Below are 20,280 nucleotides of genomic sequence, written 5' to 3' on the forward strand. Positions count from 1 at the left end.
CAATTATGCGTCATCCTGTGATGATTCAGACGGCGCATCGCTGCGGATTTCCACGTCATCGTTGCCCGGTTCTGGATGGTTCGTCAGTTTGGCAAGAATAGTGGCCAGCTTGTAGCGCATTTCCGGACGACGAATGATCATATCGATCGCCCCTTTCTCAATCAGGAATTCACTGCGCTGGAAGCCCGGCGGCAGTTTTTCACGCACGGTTTGTTCGATAACGCGTGGGCCGGCAAAACCGATCAGCGCTTTCGGCTCGGCAATGTTCAGGTCACCCAGCATCGCCAGACTCGCGGAAACACCGCCCATAGTTGGATCGGTCAGTACTGAAATGTAAGGCAAGCCACGATCGCGCATTTTGGCCAATGCGGCACTGGTTTTCGCCATTTGCATCAGCGACATCAGCGCTTCCTGCATACGCGCACCGCCACTGGCGGAGAAGCACACCAGCGGACAACCGTCTTCCAACGACTGCTCAACGGCACGTACAAAGCGCGCGCCCACAACAGACGCCATTGAACCGCCCATGAAAGCAAACTCAAAAGACGCGACGACAATCGGCATGCCGTACAGCGTGCCTTTCATCACGACCAGCGCGTCTTTCTCATCGGACTGTTTCTGTGCAGAAGCCAGACGATCTTTATATTTTTTGGAATCCCGGAATTTCAGGACATCCTTCGGTTCCAGTTCGCTTCCCAACTCGACAGTGTTTTCTTTATCCAGAAAAGCCTGTAGACGGGCGCGCGCGGAAAGGCGCATATGGTGATCGCACTTCGGGCAGACACCCAGATTGCGCTCCAACTCAGCACGATAAAGAACCTGACCGCAGCTATCACATTTTGTCCAGACCCCTTCAGGGATGTTCGCTTTACGGGTCGGTGTAATATTGCTTTTGTTAAGAATTCGTTCAATCCAGCTCATTGATAACCTTTCTGCTTGAACCTGGCAAATGCCAGTCCGCTGTTCATGTTATTCCCTGACAACATTGCCAATGAAAAAATGCCTGAGACGCACGACAATCGCGGTACAAAGGCATCGGCACCAAGGGTGTTCCCAAGAACAGACCATAAATGCTGCCCATTAAACCATAACGTTCCGGTACTGTGGATAAAAAACTGGTCAAACCGGATGTTAAAATACTTCACTTATTTCACATTGCCGCGCGAAGCCGCTCTACGGTGACGGGCAATCTCAATAATGCCCGGCAGGATAGAGAGAAAAATAATCGCGACAATCAGTAATTTCAGATTTTCCTGCACTACTGGCAAATCGCCAAACAGGTAGCCCGCATAGGTGAATGACAACACCCACAGTAGCGCACCAATAACATTATAGGCTGCAAAATGCCGATAGCTCATGTGCCCCATCCCGGCGACAAACGGCGCAAATGTTCTCACAATCGGGACAAAGCGCGCCAGAATTATCGTCTTGCCACCGTGACGCGCGTAAAACGCATGCGTTTTATCCAGATAGCTGCGGCGGAAAATCTTTGAGTTCGGGTTGCTAAACAGCTTCTCACCGAACAGTCGTCCAATAGTGTAGTTCACCGCATCGCCCGTAATCGCGGCCACGATCATCAGGAACACCATCGTGTGCACATTCAGATCGTTCGACGGCAGCGCCGCCAGCGCCCCTGCGACAAACAGCAGCGAATCTCCCGGCAAAAACGGCGTCACCACCAGCCCGGTCTCACAGAACAGAATCAGGAACAAAATGGCATAAACCCAGACACCATATTGCGCCACCAGTTCCGCCAGGTGAACGTCAATGTGCAGAATAAAATCAATAATAAACTGTATAAACTCCATCACAACTTCTTCTCCCCAAAGTGTCTATCGAACGCACGCGGTCGATAGACGCAAAGCAGCCGCACTATCCGTGTTGCCTTGCGTATAGCACGCTGAATAGCATCGTCTTTAATACGCATCGCACCCTGCTTTTTGACCTACGGTCATCTGGCAGCGTGCAATAGCTAAAAGGCGCTCTCGTTACAACAAAAACGTCAATCGGCTAAAAAGAGCGGCCCCATCGTAGGCTGCGGCAAAGCAAAACGTGCGGGATAATCTACCGCCACCAAATACAGCCCTTCGGCTCTGGCCGTTGCACCAGCCAACGTACGATCTTTGGCCGCCAGCAGCTCTGCAATCCACGACTCGGGGCGATTGCCACAGCCGACGTCCATCAGGCTACCCACGATATTACGCACCATATGATGAACGAACGCATTGGCCTTAATATCTACCACGATATAGTCACCGTGACGTGTAACCTTTAAATGATTTACATAGCGCCACGGCGTGCGCGACTGGCACTGCACCGCCCGAAAAGAGGTGAAATCATTCTCCCCCAACAGGCATTGCCCGGCACGCTCCATGCGTTCCACGTCTAACGGGTGATAAAAGTGCGTCATACCACGCGAAAGCACCGCAGGACGATAGCGGTGATTGTAGATGACATAGCGGTAGCGACGTGCCGTCGCGCTGAAACGCGCATGGAAATCCTCATCCACCGTTTTCACCCAACGCACCGCGATATCTGGCGGTAAATTTGCATTCACGCCCATCGTCCACGCGGCATCTTTTCGGATTGCATGCGTGGTGAAATGCACAACCTGCCCGGTGCCGTGAACGCCAGCATCGGTTCGCCCGGCGCAAAACACCTCTATCGGTTCATCCGCGACTTTGCTCAGCGCCTTTTCAAGACAGGCCTGCACGCTAGCGACATCAATCTGGCGCTGCCAGCCATAATAGAGGCTACCGTCGTACTCAATGCCGAGCGCGATTTTCAGCGGGGCGCGTTCGTTTTCCGCAGCGGCATCGGCCTGAGTAGCCTCTGCCTGAGTGGTTTCCGACATTACCCGAGATACTCCCGCACCAGACATTCTGCCGTTTCCACCGCCATCAGCGCGCCGCCAAAGCGAGCGTTATCGGCGACCGACCAGAATTGCAGTAGCTCAGGAATACCGTAATCATTACGCAGACAGCCGACGCTCAGTTGCCCATTGCCGGACGCATCGCCAACCTGCGTCGGGTAATCCTGCTCGTCGCTTACCTCAATATTCCCAGCATTGAGCAGTTCGTCACGCGCTTCTTCCGCAGACAGCGGACGCAGTGATTCAAGATGAACAACCTGCGCGTGACCATAGAACACAGGGGATTGAATGCAGGTCACTGAAATCGGCAATCCGTCATCCTGCAAGACTTTACGCACCTGATCGACCAGAACGCGCTCTTCACGCACGCTGCCCGCATCATCAGGCAATAAAGGCAACAAATTGAATGCCAACTGCTTCGGGAAAAGCCCAGCCTCAGGTGGAACACCATTCAGCAGACGGGCACTTTGTCCGGCCAGATCGTCTATCGCTGCTTTACCGAGTGCAGAAACCGACAGCATATTGACGACATGCAGACGCGAGAGCCCAGCCGCATCAGTCAACGGCTTAATCACCGTCAGCAGTTGGCTGGTCAGGCTGTCGGCCACCGCGACAATATTGCGGTTACGATAATCTGCCAGCGTATGTGTATTCACGCCGGGTACGACCAGCGGGACATCCGGCTCCAGCGCAAACAGACCGCTGCTGTCGATAACCAGACAGCCCGCGTCCCCTGCGTCTTCCGCATAGCGGGCGCTGGCATCCTGACCGGCGACAAAAAATGCCAGCTGCGCCTGTGACCAGTCAAAATCGGCCACATCGGTGACCAGACAGGATTTGCCGTTAAAACGTATGGTTTCACCCGCGCTACGTTCACTGGCCAGCGGATACAGTTCACCCACTGGGAATTCGCGTTCCTGCAATGATTCCAGTAACGCCGTGCCTACTGCGCCCGTTGCGCCCAGCAGAGCAATATTCCAGCCGTCAGACATTTGGTTCTCTCCCAAATTTTGAATGAAACACAAATCATGAATGGAACCGACAGACGATAGTGACGCCATCTGTCAATTTATGAATAAAAAAGTGTGATACTCGCGCAACACCGCCGTCAGAGGAACACCGTTAACGTGCATCCCGCACTGACGCCGTGAATCCCAGCGCGTTCAGGCAATCTGCGCTGTCAGCATCGGCGCAGATAACATGGAGTGACGACCATTCGCGTCGTTCCTGATAATGTTTACGCAGGCGATCGAATTCGCCTTTCTGATGCGCTACGTGGCGTAACAACGCATCGTCCCGGCGCACATCATACACCAGATGCACCAGACGTTTTAGCAGCGCCTCATCCAGTGGTGCGGTCAATGTCACTTCAGCATACTCTGGCGCAGGCAAAAGCGACGAAAGCGCCACCTGCTGGGGGGTTCCGATAAACTCGCTCCACGCCTCAAACACCTGCGTGGTGCCGCGCGCTTTCCCTTCCAAGGTATAACCAGCGATATGCGCTGTACCGATGTCTACCCGCGCCAGCAGATCGGTCGATAACGCGGGTTCCGGCTCCCATACGTCAAGAATGACGCTGAATTTTTTACCCTGTTGCAGCGCCTCAAGCAATGCAGCATTGTCCACCACCGGGCCACGACAGGCGTTAATCAGAATACGTCCGTCCGTAAACGCGTTCAGTACGGCGGCATCAACCAAATGGTGAGTACGGTACGGGCCATCGAGGTACAGCGGCGTATGCAGCGTCAGAATGTCGGCATCGCGCACCAGCGTGTCGAGCGGCAGGAAATCGCCCGCCTCACCGCGATCGGCACGCGGCGGATCGCACAACAGTGTTTTCACGCCCCAGGCTTTCAGACGCGCATCCAGACGTCTGCCAACATTGCCCACGCCGACAATCCCTACGGTTTTATCACGCAGTTGGAAGCCATCACGCTCGGCCAGCATCAGCAAAGAAGAAAAGACGTATTCCACTACCGCGATGGCGTTACAGCCGGGGGCAGCAGAAAACGCGATCCCGTTGGCGTTAAGCCAGGTGTCATCGACATGGTCAGTGCCTGCCGTCGCGCTGCCGACAAATTTTACCGCCGAACCAGACAGCAGATCCGCGTTTACCTTCGTGACCGAACGCACCATCAACGCATCCGCGTCTGCCAGCAGATCGCGTGGCAAAGGGCGTCCCGGCACGGCCTGCACTTCACCCAGACGGCTAAATAGCTCGCGGGCATACGGCATATTCTCATCAACCAGAATCTTCATTGTCTTCTCCGACATCGGTAGCCAGCCAAAAAAAGCGGGGAGATATTTTGCCACCGAATGGTGCAGAAACCCAAGGCAATTACAACGCGATATCTTTCCATCATCAGTTCACACCCGTGAAGATCTTACAAGATGGTCGCCATAGAAAGCCGACGTCATACATGGTTGATAGTCGTCACATGGCTCTGTTATGTTGTTTGCCATTGCCGCACTTGCCCCATTTTTATCGACCAGACTGGCAATTGGTGCGTTTTCCGTCTGGTCTGTTATGAGAAACCCAACGTTGAACGCCCTATTTCCTACCATTGCCGTCCTGATCTGGTCAATTAACGTCATCGTCAACAAGCTTTCCGCGAGCGTTATTGACCCGGCCGCTATCTCGTTTTATCGCTGGCTTCTTGCGTTCCTCGTCATGACGCCGTTCATGCTGCCAACGCTTCGCCATCATGCAGTAGCCATTCGTCAACACGCCTGGAAACTGCTCGTGCTGGGTCTGCTTGGCATGGTGCTGTATCAAAGTCTGGCCTATTACGCGGCACACACAATCAGCGCCGTGATGATGGGGATCATGGGGTCACTTGTACCGCTACTCACCGTCTTGCTCAGCATTCCGCTGCTGCGCCTGGCTCCCACACTGGGCGTCGTGCTCGGTAGCCTGCTGTCGCTGGCTGGGATTGTCTGGTTGATCGGTGAGGGACATCCAGAACAGATTCTGGCGCAGGGTATCGGCCCCGGTGAATTCATGATGTTTTGTGCGTCGTTGTCCTATGCGCTCTATGGCGTGCTGACCAAACGCTGGAGTATCCCGTTGCCTAACTGGGTGTCGCTCTATGTGCAGATTGCCTTTGGCGTCGTCGTACTGATTCCAAACTTCCTGCTGACGGACAATGTACAGCTCAATGCCAACAATCTGCCGCTGGTGATTTTCGCTGGCATCATGGCCTCAATCTTTGCCCCTTTTCTGTGGATTCAGGGGGTTATGCGTCTGGGAGCCAGCAAAGCCTCTATCTTTATGAACCTGACACCGATCTTTACGGCGATGATCGCGATTGGCTTTTTGCACGAGCCTTTGCACCATTATCATCTGGTTGGTGGGGGCATCACGCTACTAGGCGTGATCCTCGCCCAGCGCTTGCGCATTCCATTAGCGCGTAGCTCATAATCCCCCATGAGATTAGTGCCGTTTTAGGCAACGCATGACTATCGGCCGTCACGGGAGATTGCTATGATTCATCTCAATCATGACGGCAGTGAGGATAACCGATATGCAACCTGTAAGTGGCCCAGGTGCCCCGCTGCCCGGCGAACGCTCGGTTACGCCGACCACCACATCGTCAACCTCTACATCATCAGCTAACGCCGCAGGTTCATCCAACGGCGATCGACCGCTGACGCTGGCGCAGCGCACGACGCTGGAAAATCTGGTGCTTAAAGTTGCCGCGCTGACCACGTCAAAGGCAGCGGAAGTCTGGACGACGGTAAAACAGGGATTAGGGCTGGAAGAGAATAATGAACTGCTATCCCGCCACTACCAGCCTGCCGAGCAGATACTCCAGACGCGTTTAACGCAGGCGCAAGATAGCGGTGGTCGTCAACAGCTGCTTCAGCGTCTGACCGATATGCTGTCTCAGGGAAATAATCGTCAGGCAGTCAGCAATTTCATCCAGCAACAGTTCGGTAGCACCACACTAAGCGCGTTGACTAAAACGCAGCTACAACAGGTTGTCACGCTGCTGCAAAACGGGCAAATTCCGCAGTCAACGACATCAACCACCGCGTCGCAAACCGCTCAAGCAGCCAACTCTCCCGATCGTCCGCTCTCTCCTGCGGAACAGCGCGGCTTGAATCAGTTAGTCACCCGGTTAGCGACCATGATCGGGGAACAGCCTGCAAGGGTGCTGAACAATCTGATGATGATGCAGAATCTTAGCCCGGGCGACGCCATCCCGTTAAAACATCTGCCGCTGATCACGCAGTTCCTGCAAGCGCAGGTTGAGCTACAACAGACGCAGACACTGCTGCGCGCCACCTCGCCAGCGCCACAGGGAGCACCGACCAATGCAGGCACAGCGGGTACATCGCCAGAACCGCTAACAACCAACACCACCAATACGGCTAACGCGAATCTGTCATCACAGCCGCCACCGGCACAGAATTCGCTGCTTTCCCCGAATCTCGCCCCGTTGCAGGCTTTGCTACAACAGCCTATGACCGCGCAGGAACAGCATTTACTGATGGATTACACGCAAAACCGCTTCAATATTGGATTACAAACTCCACTGACGCCGATGCAGGTCAGCGATCTGCTGACGTTCCTGTTTACGCAGCGCATTCAGCGCTCACAGGAAACGGACTGGACCACGACCTCACAATTGCTGCATCCGCTGTTTAACCCGCTGATTGCGTCACTACCGCTTAGTTGGCAATCCCTGTTCCATAAGCCGATGTTCCTGGTGATTGTCAGCATCTGCGTGGCTGCATTTTTGCTTTGGGTATTGATCTAAGCGCTAATACCGTTAAGGCCAGACTTATCGCTCATGCCCATCACCAACAAAACCAGCGCCAACAAAAAACCCCGCGGCTTGCGCCTACGGGGTTTTTATTTATTTGAATAATAGTGTTCGAATGATAAACCGATTATTTATCGAATTTTCTCATTACCAGCGCGGCGTTGGTACCACCGAACCCGAAACCGTTAGACATAACCGTTCTCAGTTCTCGCTCGGTCATTTCAGTGATGACATTCATGCCTTCAGCACGCTCATCCAGCGTTTCCACATTGATGCTCGGCGCAATAAACCCGTGTTCCAGCATCAACAGCGTGTAGATTGCTTCCTGAACGCCTGCAGCACCCAGAGAGTGGCCGGTCATCGCTTTGGTCGCAGAAATCGGTGGAACATTGTCACCGAAAACTTCGCGAATAGCCCATAGTTCTTTCACATCACCCACAGGCGTAGAGGTGCCGTGCGTGTTGATATAATCGATCGGTGTATCGATATCCTGCATCGCCATCTTCATGCAACGTACCGCGCCTTCACCTGACGGTGCAACCATATCCGCACCGTCAGACGTCGCGCCGTAGCCGACCACTTCCGCATAGATGTGCGCGCCACGCGCCAGCGCGTGCTCCAGCTCTTCTACGACAACCATACCGCCGCCGCCAGCAATGACGAAACCATCACGGTCAGCGTCATAGGTACGGGACGCTTTTTCTGGTGTCTCATTGTATTTGGTGGACAGCGCGCCCATCGCATCAAATTCACAGGCCAGTTCCCAGCACAGCTCTTCGCCGCCGCCAGCGAACACGATGTCCTGTTTACCCATCTGAATTTGCTCAACCGCGTTACCGATACAGTGTGCGGAAGTTGCACAGGCAGAGCTGATGGAATAATTCACGCCGTGAATTTTGAACGGGGTTGCCAGACACGCGGACACCGCAGAACCCATGGATTTGGTCACCACGTAAGGGCCAACGGCTTTCAGGCCGCGCGGGCTACGCATCGCGTCAGCACCAAACACCTGATAGCGCGCAGAACCGCCGGAACCAGCAATCAGGCCAACGCGTGGGTTATTCTGATAAACCTCATCAGACAGTCCGGAATCTTGAATCGCCTGCTCCATGGATAAGTAGGCATAGATCGATGCATCACTCATAAAACGCACAATTTTGCGATCGATGAGGCCAGTGGTGTCCAGTTTGACATTCCCCCAGACGTGACTACGCATGCCGGAATCTTTCAGCTCTTGAGAGAAAGTAATGCCCGAGCGGCCTTCTCGCAATGATGCCAGAACTTCCTGCTGGTTATTACCGATGCTTGATACGATCCCCAGGCCAGTAATCACTGCACGTTTCATGTAATACCTCTTCTTCCACTTATAGAGTTTGGGATTTCGCTTCGCACTTTAGCGTACAGTTGTAAGCTGAACAAGTCCGATCAGCCAAACTATCGCGAAATCATTGCTAAATTTGCGCCACAATATTCAGCTCGATAGAATCTCATCATCACTTGAATAATGAGCTTTTTGTCGTGACCAACCTCCCCATCCAACACGCGTCGTTAAGTTGGAACACTCAGGGTACACCTGTATCGCAACAGTTTGATGACGTCTATTTTTCGAATCAGGATGGGCTGGCAGAAACCCGTTATGTGTTTTTAAAGGGCAATAAGTTTCCTGAGCGTTTCGCTACACACTCGCGCGCAGCCTGTGTGATAGCAGAAACCGGCTTTGGCACGGGCCTAAATTTTCTGACGCTGTGGCAGGCTTTTGCCGACTTTCATCAACAGCAGCCACAGGCAACATTGCGACACCTGCATTTCATTAGCTTCGAGAAATTCCCCCTGCGTCGGCATGATTTGGCTACCGCACACGCACAGTGGCCGGAGCTGGCCGCATTCGCAGATGAACTGCGAGAGCAATGGCCGCTAGCGCTGCCGGGCTGCCATCGTCTGATTCTGGCGCAAGGTACTATCACGCTCGATTTATGGTTCGGTGACGTTAACGTCTTACTGCCTGAGCTGGATGATACGCAGAACCATCAGGTCGACGCCTGGTTTCTGGACGGCTTCGCCCCCTCCAAAAACCCAGACATGTGGACGGATAATCTATTTCAGGCAATGGCACGTTTGTGCCGTAAAGAAGGCACGTTCGCCACCTTTACCGCCGCAGGCTTTGTGCGTCGCGGTCTGCAACAAGCGGGGTTTCAGGTCAGCAAAATCAAAGGATTCGGGCAGAAACGCGAAATGCTGAGCGGCATCCTTCCTGATGCGCTTCCGGTCACGTCGCCAACACCGTGGTATACACGCCCCGCCGCCACCACGACTGACGATATTGCGATTATCGGCGGCGGCATCGCCAGCGTGCTCACTGCACTGGCGCTGCAACGTCGCGGTGCAAACGTCACGCTCTACTGCGCGGACGCACAGCCTGCTACGGGTGCTTCCGGCAATCTTCAGGGTGCGCTTTATCCTCTGTTGAATAACCGGCACGATGCCGTGTCCCGCTTTTTCTCTCTCGCCTTTGACTTTGCCCATCGTCGCTACACCGCGCTGGCACAGCAGGGTCTGGCATTTGAGCATCAGTGGTGCGGCGTCAGCCAGCTCGCCTGGGATGAAAAAAGTGCGCGTAAAATCGAAAAGATTCTACAAGGGGAATGGCCGGAAGAACTGGTCGTCAGCGTGGATGCACAGCAATTGGAAAAACAGAGCGGCCTGAATCCCGGCGTAGACGGCATCACCTATCCCGACGGCGGCTGGCTGTGCCCGGCGGAGCTGACGGCTTCGGCGCTGAAGCTGGCAGAGCAAAACGGCCTATCGGTACAGATGAGTACTGCCATTTCCACACTGGATAAAACGAATAACGGCTGGGAGCTTACCCTCAACAGCGGCCAGCAGGTAAACCATGCGGTCGTGGTGCTGGCAAATGGTCATCACATTACCGACTGGCCACAGACATCCCATTTACCCGCTTACGCCGTGCGCGGGCAGGTCAGCCATATTCCGACCACTCCGGTGTTGAGGAAGCTCAAACAGGTCTTGTGCTACGACGGCTACCTGACGCCAGTGAGTCCGCAACATCAAACGCACTGCATCGGAGCGAGCTATTTACGGGGTGAAACACACTGTGATTATCGAGAAGACGAGCAGCAAGAAAATCGCCAGCGCCTGCTGAATTGTTTGCCCGACGCAGACTGGGCGAAAACGGTCGATGTTAGCGATGCGCAGGCGCGTCAGGGCGTCCGCTGCGCGCTGCGCGACCATCTACCGCTGCTTGGCGCAGTGCCGAACTATGAACAAACGCTGACAGACTATGAAGAGCGACTGCATCCTCAACACCGTGCTGACACGGTGCCAAGCGCACCCTATTGGCAGGATCTGTTTATTATCGGCGCGTTAGGCTCACGCGGCCTGTGCTCCGCCCCACTCGCGGCAGAAATCCTGGCCTCGCAGATGTATGGCGAACCGCTACCGCTGGATCGCGACACGCTCGCCGCGCTAAACCCAAATCGATTCTGGATAAGGAAACTGCTGAAAGGTAAGCCTGTAACGAAGGATTAATGAGGAAGAAAGCAGTGCTGGTTCTACTAAACCAGCACTGACAGATTAACGATTAGCACACATGGAAATCAGTGGGTGTTATTCTGCGCCTGTTGGAACAAGCGTTCCCACATCCCGTTAACCAGCACCTGATCTGGCGGTGACAGCTCACCGTTTTTGATGGCGTTATTAATGCTATCGCTAACACGCACATGCAATGCTTCAAGCGTCTGTTCACCGTTCTCTTCCGCTTCTGCCACCGACACCGTCAGGTGACCACGCAAATAGCCGCCAGCAAACAGTTCGTCATCGCTGGCATGCTCTACCATGTCATCAATCAGCGCCAGAATGCGCGTTTCAAATTCTGCGATCATTTCTTATCCTCAAATTTTTGCAGTTCCCGTGCATCACAGATCGGCTGGATACGGGAAGCTCGCCGCCGTCAGCGGTGGCGTATTGTAAAACGATTGTAATGCACGAATAAAGCTGGCCGGACGCGCGGGAATCCCTTCTTCCAGATACTGCATCACTTGCGCATGCACGCGCCGCTGGAAATCAATACGGTCCGGTTCGCAGTCGCCGTTCAGGTTGTCGCAGCTGACGTTAAACGGAAAGCCCGCAGCAACACAGAACAGCCAGTCGAAGGCCTGCGGTTTGATTTCTACTACCTCAAACTGACTTTGCGTCGAGGCATCGCGGCCATCCGGGCAGTACCAGTAGCCGAAATCGACCTGTAAGCGCCGCTGGGCACCGGCAATGCACCAGTGAGAAATTTCGTGTAGCGCGCTGGCATAAAAACCGTGGGCAAACACAATCCGGTGATACGGAATGTCATCATCCGCTGGCAGATAAATCGGTTCATCGTCGCCTTTTACCAGACGGGTATTGTATTCATCGCCAAAGCAATCATTAAAAATATCAATCAGCTGTTGATAGTGGTGCGTCGTAGTCATGTTATCTGTTGTTATCATCATTTGTTGTCATAAAAACTGTCCCAGCCAAACGGCAATCTCGTGCCCGTGGCTGTCATAAATCAGCTTGCCACTCATAACGGCGGAAACCAGCACCAGCATAGGACGAATCAGCTTTTGCCCTTTCGTCATCACCATTTTGGCTCCAAGCCGCGCGCCGAGGATTTGCCCAATCAGCATGACGCCGCCGACCACCCAGACTACTTTTCCGCTGAGCATAAAAAACAACAGCCCGCCGAAGTTAGAGGTAAAGTTCAGGATCTTGGCATTTGCCGTCGCTTTGGCCAGATTGAAACCATACAAAGTGACAAAGGCCAGCGCGTAAAATGATCCGGCACCGGGGCCGAAAAAGCCGTCATAAAAACCGACGCAGCCGCCTGCCACAATCGCAAACGGAAGCGGCGACAGTCGACGCTGCCGATCTTCATCACCGATTTTTGGCGTTAATAAGAAATAGAGGCCGATGCCAATAATCAGTACTGGCAGCAGTTGGCGCAGAAAATCAGCATTGATCTGCTGGATCAGCCAGGCACCAAAGGTCGAGCCGACAAACGTCAGCGCAATCGCCAGCTTCTGCTCGCCCAAATTCACCGCGCGGCGGCGGATGAAATACAGGCTGGCGGAAAAGGATCCACCGACGGCTTGAAGTTTATTCGTTGCCAGCGCCTGCGCTGGGGATAAACCCGCCGCCAGCAACGCTGGGATCGTCAATAAACCGCCCCCGCCCGCAATCGAATCAATAAACCCTGCCAACGCCCCGACAAAAAACAGCACGGCCAGCATTTCTGGCCCAAGCACTAACCAGTCCATAATTATTTTTTATCTCGCACAGATAGTTACTCGTTATCTCGCAGCAAAATGTCTGTCGAGCAGTGCCTGACAAGACGGAGGCAACGGCGGCGGCGTAGTTTTTTCTGGGGCTTCGGTACTCGGCTGTTTTGGCTGGAACCAGCTGGTTAACTCGGCACCGCATCCGTCACCGGCAGGTGGTTCGTCCTGATCCTGACACTCAAGGCTGTCCGCCGGGCAGCGCAGGCGCACATGCATATGCGCACGGTGTGCAAACCAAGGGCGAACTTTACGCAGCCAGTCACGATCGTGGCCAGCTTCAACACACAGCTGTTTTTTAATCGCCGGATTGACGAAGATCCGCGTTACGTCGCTATCCAACGCAGCGGTTTTGATCAGGGTGGTGATTTCCGGTCGCCAGACGCGTGGATTGACGCTAAGCCCACTGGCGTTAACTAAATCGATAGGCTGCGGCTTCAACAACTGCTGCTCGCTCCAGCGCTGTCTGGGCAATTGTAGCCAGATATCAACATCCAGCCCGGATTGGTGGCTGGCATGACCGCTGCTAAAACGTCCCCCGACAGGCATCCCCATATCCCCCACCAGCACATTACCTGAGGTCGTGCGCTTAACCTCGTTGCTCAGGCGGTGAATAAACGCCAGAAGATCGGGATGACCAAAATAGCGGCGCTGATCGATACGCATTACCTGATAATCCAGCGATTGCAGCGGCAACGGTTGGGCACCGATGATACAGCCATTGGAAAAGCTACCAATGGCCTGCGGCGTACCCGCAACCGGATGCGCTATCTCCTGCCAGGGCGTTTTCGCCCACGCGGCGTTCGATAACAGCGGCGCGCTCAGTGCCAGCGCGAGAACCCCGATTAACCCTTGTTTCATTATTTTTTACCAGCGAGGAACCTGACTGTTCACATCCCCACACTGTGCGCGTTGGCGCAGCAGGTGATCCATTAACACAATCGCCATCATGGCTTCGGCAATCGGCACTGCGCGAATACCCACACACGGATCGTGACGCCCGCGCGTGACCATTTCAGTCGCTTCGCCCTGACGGTTGATCGTTTTGCCCGGTACCATAATGCTGGAGGTCGGCTTCAACGCCAGATGCGCAACAATATTCTGGCCGCTGCTGATCCCGCCCAAAATGCCGCCAGCGTGATTGCTTTGGAAACCGTCCGGCGTAATTTCGTCTCGGTTTTCGCTGCCACGCTTAGTGACAACCGCAAAGCCATCGCCAATTTCGACGCCTTTTACGGCGTTGATGCTCATCAATGCGTGAGCCAAATCAGCATCCAGACGATCAAAGACCGGTTCGCCTAATCCGACAGGCACCGACTCCGCGACTACGCTGACCTTCGCACCAATGGAATCGCCCTCTTTTTTCAGCGCCCGCATCAGTTCATCCAAGGCTTCCAGCTTGTCGATATCCGGGCAGAAGAACGGGTTTTTCTCAACCTGTTCCCAATCTTTCAGCTCGCAGGTTACATCGCCAATCTGCGACAGATAGCCACGTACCTTCACACCATGTTGCTGTTGCAGATACTTCTTCGCAATGGCCCCTGCGGCAACGCGCATTGCGGTTTCACGCGCGGAAGAGCGGCCACCGCCACGGTAATCGCGCTGGCCGTATTTTTGCTCATAGGTGTAATCGGCGTGCCCGGGGCGAAAGACATCTTTAATCGCACCGTAATCCTGAGAACGCTGATCGGTGTTTTCAATCAACAGGCCAATGCTGGTTCCTGTTGTCACGCCTTCAAAAACACCGGACAGAATCTTGACCTGATCGGGTTCGCGGCGCTGCGTCGTATAGCGGGAGGTTCCCGGACGGCGACGATCCAAATCATGTTGCAGATCCGCTTCCGTCAGCGGGATCCCCGGCGGTACGCCGTCAACAATACATCCCAGGGCAATACCGTGGGATTCACCAAATGTAGTGACGCGGAAAAATTGCCCAATACTGTTGCCTGCCATCACAACTCCTTCGCATGTGTTCTGTTTCAGCCTTACCGTCTAAACAGTAAGGCGAATAAATATCGTTACGACCGTTTAATCACGGTAAGCGCTGAAATGCGCTTTGCAATCAACTAGCTGTGACTGCGTTAGCATAAACACGCCGTCACCGCCGTTATCAAACTCCAGCCAGGTGAACGGGATGTCTGGATATTGATCGATCAGGTGCACCATGCTGTTGCCCACTTCGCAAATCAGCACGCCATCGTCGCTCAGATAGTCTGGCGCGCAGGCCAGAATACGACGCACCAGATCCAGACCGTCGTTACCCGCCGCCAGCCCCAACTCAGGCTCGAAACGGAACTCCTGCGGCAGATCGAACATATCTTCTTCATCCACATACGGTGGATTAGTCACGATCAAATCATAGCGAATCGCCGGTAAATCGCGGAACAGATCGGAGCGAATCGGCGTCACGCGGTATTCCAGGCCGTGCTGCTGAATATTTTGCTCGGTTACCGCCAGCGCCTCGCTGGAGATATCGACCGCATCGACTTCCGCTTCCGGGAACGCCTGAGCGCAGGCAATCGCAATACAGCCGCTGCCCGTGCACAGGTCCAGAATATGGCTTGGCGTTTTTGGCAGTTGCTCATCAAAATAATTATTGATCAGCTCACCGATGGGAGAGCGCGGCACCAGCACCCGTTCGTCCACATAGAATTCCAAGCCGCAGAACCAGGCCTTGTTGGTCAGATAGGCGACGGGAATACGCTCATTGACGCGGCGGATCACACGTTCAACAATGCGCTGCCGTTCGCTGGTGATCAAACGGGACGTGTACATATCTTCAGGAATATCGAGCGGCAGATAAAGGCTAGGCAGGACTAACTGTATGGCTTCATCCCAGGGATTATCCGTCCCGTGACCGTAATAGACGTTGGCTGCGTTAAACCGGCTGACAGCCCAGCGCAACATATCCTGAATGGTATGAAGTTCACTGACGGCCTCATCGACGAAAATTTTGTCCAAGGGTGTCCTCCGCAGACTGTTCTGAATGGGAAATTGGCGCTTAGTTTGCCATGAAGCCCGCGACAAATCAGCAGATATAACCGACTGAACGCGCCCCGATACAGACTTTTATTTAGCGACAGCGGGGAGACAAGGTAAACTGATCGAATGTTGGCGCAAGATGAATGAAACATGAGTAATAAATATTTGCTGAACGACGACGAATTACAGCTTTTTCGCACGTCAATCACTGGCACAAAAAAGTTGCGTCAGGATACCTATACCCACAAACCACTGCGCAAAAAACCAGGTGAATTACCCGCCAAACGGGCATTGCAGGAGCAGGTTGATGCCAGTTTCTATTTTTCGGATGAATTTCAGCCACAGTTGGATGCAGAAGGCCCGACACGTTATGTCCGCCCGGGTGCCAGCCACTATGAATTGAAGAAGCTTCGACGGGGTGATTATTCACCGGAGCTTTTTCTGGATTTACATGGCCTGACGCAGCTTCAAGCGAAGCAGGAACTGGGCGCGCTGCTAGCGGCCTGTCGGCGGGAGCACGTTTACTGCGCCTGCGTGATGCACGGGCACGGCAAACATATCCTTAAGCAACAAACGCCGCTCTGGCTGGCACAACACCCTGACGTGCTGGCTTTTCATCAGGCTCCGAAAGAATTTGGTGGGAATGCCGCGCTGCTGGTGTTGGTGGCGCTAGAGGCGCCTTCGCTTGAATAAGCTCGCTCTTCTTCAAAAAACGATGAAGCGTGTAAGTTCATTACACGCCTCATACCGTATGAAGTCAGGAGTTTGGGGCTAGTCGTATCAGGATTTCGCGTTCAACTGGGCCGGGCTGACTTGCCAGTGCAGAACGCCATGACCAGACTCCGCTTCCACCTGCACACAGGCAATAGCGGATGTGGCGAACATCGGCGCGGTTTCATTCCGGCATAATTCGGCAACCAGATAACCCACCAGCGGCAAGTGAGAAACAACCAGAGCAGCACCAACGCCTTCTCTCGCCAGCGTTTGCAGGTAATAGCTGACAAGCTGGGCATCACCACCGGGCGTCAGCTCATTCAGACAATCCGCTTCTTCCGGCAACGGCAGTGCGTTTTTCACTACCTCGAGCGTTTGCTGGGCACGTAAATAAGGACTTACCAAAACGCGCTCAATATCGATATTTTGCTCGTTCAGCCAACATGCCATCTGACGAGACTCATCACGACCACCGTCGCTCAACGGCCGGACAGCGTCGCTCGCTGCATCAAGTACTGCATCACCATGACGCATTATCAACACTTGCATATTATACCGCTATGTTAATGAAATATATGGCATATCCTTCATACTTCACGCCGCATACACGCTGGCTTTTCTGCCATTCAAGTTATGTAGGGTATCAACCGTTTTATTACTGTAGGTTACCTGAGTTTCTCACGTTGATAAACTCACCAAGCACTCGGTTTCGGTAGGTGACACACCCTTATTTCATTTACTCGTAGTAATCCCATGATAAATAAAAGGTTTAAAGGGGGACAACAGAATGTGTTTCCTCAAGCATATATAACCATGAGTTTAAGGTGAAGATCATAGTCACTGCAAAAAAGTCAATTTATTGGAATAAAAAACCAATTAAGTTAAAATAATAGCAAAAAACACTAGCTATTGTAATTTTAACAAAAATTTAAACTATTTTAACACATATCAATTTTACAATATTGTTAAACACACACTCTACTTCTATCTTTATTTTAAATAGTGATTTTTTGTTCTTCATTTTATATAAAAAAGATAATAATACGGAATATAGCATCATATAATAAAATTAGATTGCTCTTCTATTTATGGACAATCATGCAGTTCAGGATAAAACTCGAAGAATCTTTCTTTTATTTTTATATGCTCGAAATTATTCATCATCACGGAAGAGAAAATTAGCAACACGTTTCCTTTATATCGTTACTTTTATCATACGGAAAGTACTGAAAGTATTAATGATATATATTTCAGCAGTGTGGCATTTTTGTGTCAGTGGTTCATACCATCAGGAAAGAGGATAATCCCTCTGTATTTTCCCGATCGGTTAACCCATTCCATACAAATATCCGTACTGACTAAAACGACTCGTTATGACTCCTTTTGTAATAGTTACTCGTAATGAGCAGTTTTCACGGAAATCAATGTACTTTCGTGAAGACACTTTCGATGAAAATAAGTGAGATGCATATAAAGGAATCGTTATGAATTCTAAGCATATAACATTACCTATCCTGGCTACACTATTCACCACATTTGGCCTCTCCACCACTGCCAATAGCGTGACGATTACTGGTCAAATCCCCGTATCTCTGACCATTAATGCGGCCTGTACGGTCAACAACGGGGGAGGCGCGGGCACCCAATGGGGAACCATCGACTTTGGCCCTCATTCAGACCTGACGGAAAATATTGACAGCCAGGTTAGCAGCACTGGGGGCAGCGGGATTACGGTCAGTTGCTCTGTTGGCACACCTGCAACATTAAAGATAGGTGCTGGTGCAAACGCCACGGCTTCGCTACGCAGGCTTGCTCCGAGTACAGGCACCTACAACGTACCTTATCGCCTATACAGTGATTCAACCCGCTCGACAGAAATTCCGCTTGCTAGCGCCACTGGCATTGCCATTGTTGCAACCGGCAACCCACAGCTGATTCCGATTTATGCGCGTATCCAACCGTCAGACCAGGCCGTGCTCGCCCCCACCGCAGGAGCTTATACCGACACCGTCGCTGCAACGATCGAGTGGTAAGTTTTTACAGGCCGACATGCCCACCTGTCGGCCTTTTTAGGGTCATTGATCCACAAGAAAAGGAGCCGTTATGTCACCACATCTCATACGCGATGTTGCGTTTACTGACAACGCCACGTCGCTCCTTTTGACTTCAGACGTTTCTCGTGTCGCCCTTCAATTTACGTAACCACTGGTATTGCGATGCGTTTTTCGTCGGTTCTGATTTTGTCATTTCTGCTGTCGGGCACCATCGTCCCTACGGTGGCGATGGCGCTCACAGTGAGCAGTACATTCGATGTCACGGCAACGATACAAAAAGGCTGTGTTTTTGGCACTAGCACGGCAAGCAGCCAGCCCAACATGGGGACGTTGAATTTTGGGACACGCAGCGCCACGGCGACCAACGTGGATATCGCCAGCACCAGCGGCGGTGGGTCAATTATCGCGACCTGTACGCCAGGCATCAGCGCCGTTATTGAACTGAGCTACGGCACTAATGGCGGTGACAGCACACAACGTTATCTGAAAAATGCAGCAGGAACGCGCCTGTTAGCTTATCAACTCTACCGCGATGCGGCACGCACACAGGTATGGGGAACGGGAGGTCTGGCACTCAACATCGCCTCTTTTCCGGCCACAACCCAGACCTACACCGTTTATGCCCGCTATTTTGGCGGCACGCCTCTTCCTCCCGCAGGGGTTTATACCGATAACGTGACCGTCAGCCTGACTTATTAAAAACAAAACAGGGTGAACACAGGATGAAAAGGAAAATGACGTTTTTTATTCGGGCAATGGTCTTTTTATTAAGCGGTTTCGCCTCGTCTTGCTTTGCCGCCAGCTCTATTCTTGTTTGGCCGATCTATCAGGTTATTGAGTCCGATGAGAGCAGCTCAGCGCTGTGGCTGGAAAACAAGGGTAATGCGCCCGTCGGCTTGCAAATCCGCATCATGTCGTGGAAGCAGATAGATTTTCAGGATCGTTATGCTGAACAAAGTAACGTGATTGCCACACCGCCGTTCATGACGCTGGAACCGGGTAAGCGCAATATGGTGCGCCTGATTCGCGTCAACCCCGCGTCTGCCAATACCGAGCAGGCTTATCGCATCATCGTTGATGAAATTGCTGCCCCCAACCAGCAAAACTCACCACAGATGGGTCTGCAATTCCAGATGCGCTATCTGCTGCCGTTGTTCCTTGATGGTGCAGGCGTCTGGACGCATATTCGCCCAGGTAAACGACGTGCCAACGCAGAACCAACGCTGCCCGTGCTCAGTTGGCGAGTCAGTGCGGTTGGGGGGAAAAACTATCTTTATGTCCGCAATCGTGGCGTGGTCCATGCTCGTCTGAGTAACGTCTATTGGTCAACCGACCAAAGCGGGAAAGGAAGCCGGGTAAAGGTAACCGACGGCTTTTTAGGCTATGTGCTACCGGGACAAGAGATGCGTTGGCCGTTGCCTGCGGGCGTATCTACACCGGGTGCGGCGATGCAGCTCTTCACCAACCTGATCGATATCACCGATCCCATTTTGATTAAACGCGAATGATGGCTCGGTTAACGGCAGAAGCGTGTCTATTGGCCATGAAGCTATGGTGAAACCAGG

20 protein-coding genes are annotated in these 20,280 nt (G+C 52.9%); 7 read left to right on the plus strand and 13 right to left on the minus strand.

The annotated features are described in order from the left end of the window. Positions 1-3 precede the first annotated feature (3 nt). From accD to pdxB, 5 genes are all read right to left on the minus strand, one after another. A complete protein-coding gene (gene accD / locus JFY74_14150) occupies positions 4-921 on the minus strand; it encodes an acetyl-CoA carboxylase, carboxyltransferase subunit beta (protein QQG27242.1) in 918 nt (305 codons plus the stop codon). Positions 922-1,145: 224 nt separating this feature from the next. Further along, complete coding sequence (locus JFY74_14155; GenBank protein ID QQG30551.1) at positions 1,146-1,808, minus strand: DedA family protein; 663 nt, start codon at positions 1,806-1,808, stop codon at positions 1,146-1,148. A 194-nt stretch (positions 1,809-2,002) separates the two neighbouring features. After that, complete coding sequence (gene truA / locus JFY74_14160) at positions 2,003-2,854, minus strand: tRNA pseudouridine(38-40) synthase TruA (GenBank protein ID QQG27243.1); 852 nt, start codon at positions 2,852-2,854, stop codon at positions 2,003-2,005. Next, entirely contained in the window at positions 2,854-3,864 is a 1,011-nt protein-coding gene (locus JFY74_14165) for an aspartate-semialdehyde dehydrogenase (protein ID QQG27244.1), read from the minus strand. The genes truA and JFY74_14165 overlap by 1 nt, the downstream gene beginning before the upstream one ends. A gap of 130 nt (positions 3,865-3,994) precedes the next feature. Further along, complete coding sequence (gene pdxB, locus JFY74_14170; protein QQG27245.1) at positions 3,995-5,131, minus strand: 4-phosphoerythronate dehydrogenase PdxB; 1,137 nt, start codon at positions 5,129-5,131, stop codon at positions 3,995-3,997. A 190-nt stretch (positions 5,132-5,321) separates the two neighbouring features. Between pdxB and JFY74_14175 the strand changes: the two genes are divergently transcribed. Together JFY74_14175 and flk are read left to right on the plus strand one after the other, a co-directional pair. Then, positions 5,322-6,293, plus strand: a complete 972-nt coding sequence (locus JFY74_14175; protein ID QQG27246.1) for a DMT family transporter — start codon at positions 5,322-5,324, stop codon at positions 6,291-6,293. Positions 6,294-6,396: 103 nt separating this feature from the next. After that, positions 6,397-7,635: a flagella biosynthesis regulator Flk gene (flk, locus tag JFY74_14180; protein ID QQG27247.1), complete on the plus strand. Its 1,239-nt coding sequence runs from the start codon at positions 6,397-6,399 to the stop codon at positions 7,633-7,635. 133 nt (positions 7,636-7,768) lie between these two features. Here the strand turns inward: flk and fabB are convergent, their stop codons facing one another. Continuing rightward, positions 7,769-8,986, minus strand: coding sequence for a beta-ketoacyl-ACP synthase I (gene fabB, locus JFY74_14185; GenBank protein ID QQG27248.1), 1,218 nt, complete (start codon positions 8,984-8,986; stop codon positions 7,769-7,771). 173 nt (positions 8,987-9,159) lie between these two features. On the opposite strand from fabB, the gene mnmC reads away from it, so the two are divergent. Then, entirely contained in the window at positions 9,160-11,187 is a 2,028-nt protein-coding gene (mnmC, locus tag JFY74_14190; protein ID QQG27249.1) for a bifunctional tRNA (5-methylaminomethyl-2-thiouridine)(34)-methyltransferase MnmD/FAD-dependent 5-carboxymethylaminomethyl-2-thiouridine(34) oxidoreductase MnmC, read from the plus strand. Between the two features lie 68 nt (positions 11,188-11,255). Here the strand turns inward: mnmC and JFY74_14195 are convergent, their stop codons facing one another. From JFY74_14195 to prmB, 6 genes are all read right to left on the minus strand, one after another. After that, positions 11,256-11,540, minus strand: a complete 285-nt coding sequence (locus JFY74_14195; GenBank protein ID QQG27250.1) for a YfcL family protein — start codon at positions 11,538-11,540, stop codon at positions 11,256-11,258. A 33-nt stretch (positions 11,541-11,573) separates the two neighbouring features. Further along, positions 11,574-12,119 (minus strand): elongation factor P hydroxylase, encoded by a 546-nt coding sequence (locus JFY74_14200; protein ID QQG30552.1) that lies wholly within the window; start codon positions 12,117-12,119, stop codon positions 11,574-11,576. Between the two features lie 27 nt (positions 12,120-12,146). Further along, positions 12,147-12,947, minus strand: a complete 801-nt coding sequence (locus JFY74_14205) for a sulfite exporter TauE/SafE family protein (GenBank protein ID QQG27251.1) — start codon at positions 12,945-12,947, stop codon at positions 12,147-12,149. Positions 12,948-12,980: 33 nt separating this feature from the next. Then, on the minus strand, positions 12,981-13,826 hold the full coding sequence (mepA, locus tag JFY74_14210; GenBank protein QQG27252.1) for a penicillin-insensitive murein endopeptidase: 846 nt from the start codon (positions 13,824-13,826) through the stop codon (positions 12,981-12,983). 6 nt (positions 13,827-13,832) lie between these two features. After that, a complete protein-coding gene (gene aroC / locus JFY74_14215) occupies positions 13,833-14,918 on the minus strand; it encodes a chorismate synthase (GenBank protein QQG27253.1) in 1,086 nt (361 codons plus the stop codon). Between the two features lie 75 nt (positions 14,919-14,993). Beyond that, on the minus strand, positions 14,994-15,926 hold the full coding sequence (gene prmB / locus JFY74_14220) for a 50S ribosomal protein L3 N(5)-glutamine methyltransferase (protein QQG27254.1): 933 nt from the start codon (positions 15,924-15,926) through the stop codon (positions 14,994-14,996). A gap of 171 nt (positions 15,927-16,097) precedes the next feature. Here prmB and smrB point away from each other — a divergent pair, with 171 nt between their 5' ends. Continuing rightward, the gene (gene smrB / locus JFY74_14225) at positions 16,098-16,640 is read left to right on the plus strand and encodes an endonuclease SmrB (GenBank protein QQG27255.1); all 543 of its coding nucleotides are present in this window, start codon (positions 16,098-16,100) and stop codon (positions 16,638-16,640) included. Between the two features lie 87 nt (positions 16,641-16,727). On the opposite strand, the gene sixA is transcribed toward smrB, so the two are convergent. Next, positions 16,728-17,210, minus strand: coding sequence for a phosphohistidine phosphatase SixA (gene sixA, locus JFY74_14230; GenBank protein ID QQG27256.1), 483 nt, complete (start codon positions 17,208-17,210; stop codon positions 16,728-16,730). Positions 17,211-18,145: 935 nt separating this feature from the next. Here sixA and JFY74_14235 point away from each other — a divergent pair. The 3 genes from JFY74_14235 to JFY74_14245 all read left to right on the plus strand — a co-directional run bounded on the left by JFY74_14235 (position 18,146) and on the right by JFY74_14245 (position 20,223). Further along, positions 18,146-18,694: a spore coat protein U domain-containing protein gene (locus tag JFY74_14235; GenBank protein ID QQG27257.1), complete on the plus strand. Its 549-nt coding sequence runs from the start codon at positions 18,146-18,148 to the stop codon at positions 18,692-18,694. 183 nt (positions 18,695-18,877) lie between these two features. Next, the gene (locus JFY74_14240) at positions 18,878-19,414 is read left to right on the plus strand and encodes a spore coat protein U domain-containing protein (protein QQG27258.1); all 537 of its coding nucleotides are present in this window, start codon (positions 18,878-18,880) and stop codon (positions 19,412-19,414) included. Between the two features lie 35 nt (positions 19,415-19,449). After that, the gene (locus JFY74_14245; protein ID QQG27259.1) at positions 19,450-20,223 is read left to right on the plus strand and encodes a molecular chaperone; all 774 of its coding nucleotides are present in this window, start codon (positions 19,450-19,452) and stop codon (positions 20,221-20,223) included. Positions 20,224-20,280 lie beyond the last annotated feature (57 nt).

This window comes from Pectobacterium carotovorum (genome assembly GCA_016415585.1).
Taxonomy (GTDB): Bacteria; Pseudomonadota; Gammaproteobacteria; order Enterobacterales; family Enterobacteriaceae; genus Pectobacterium; species Pectobacterium carotovorum_K.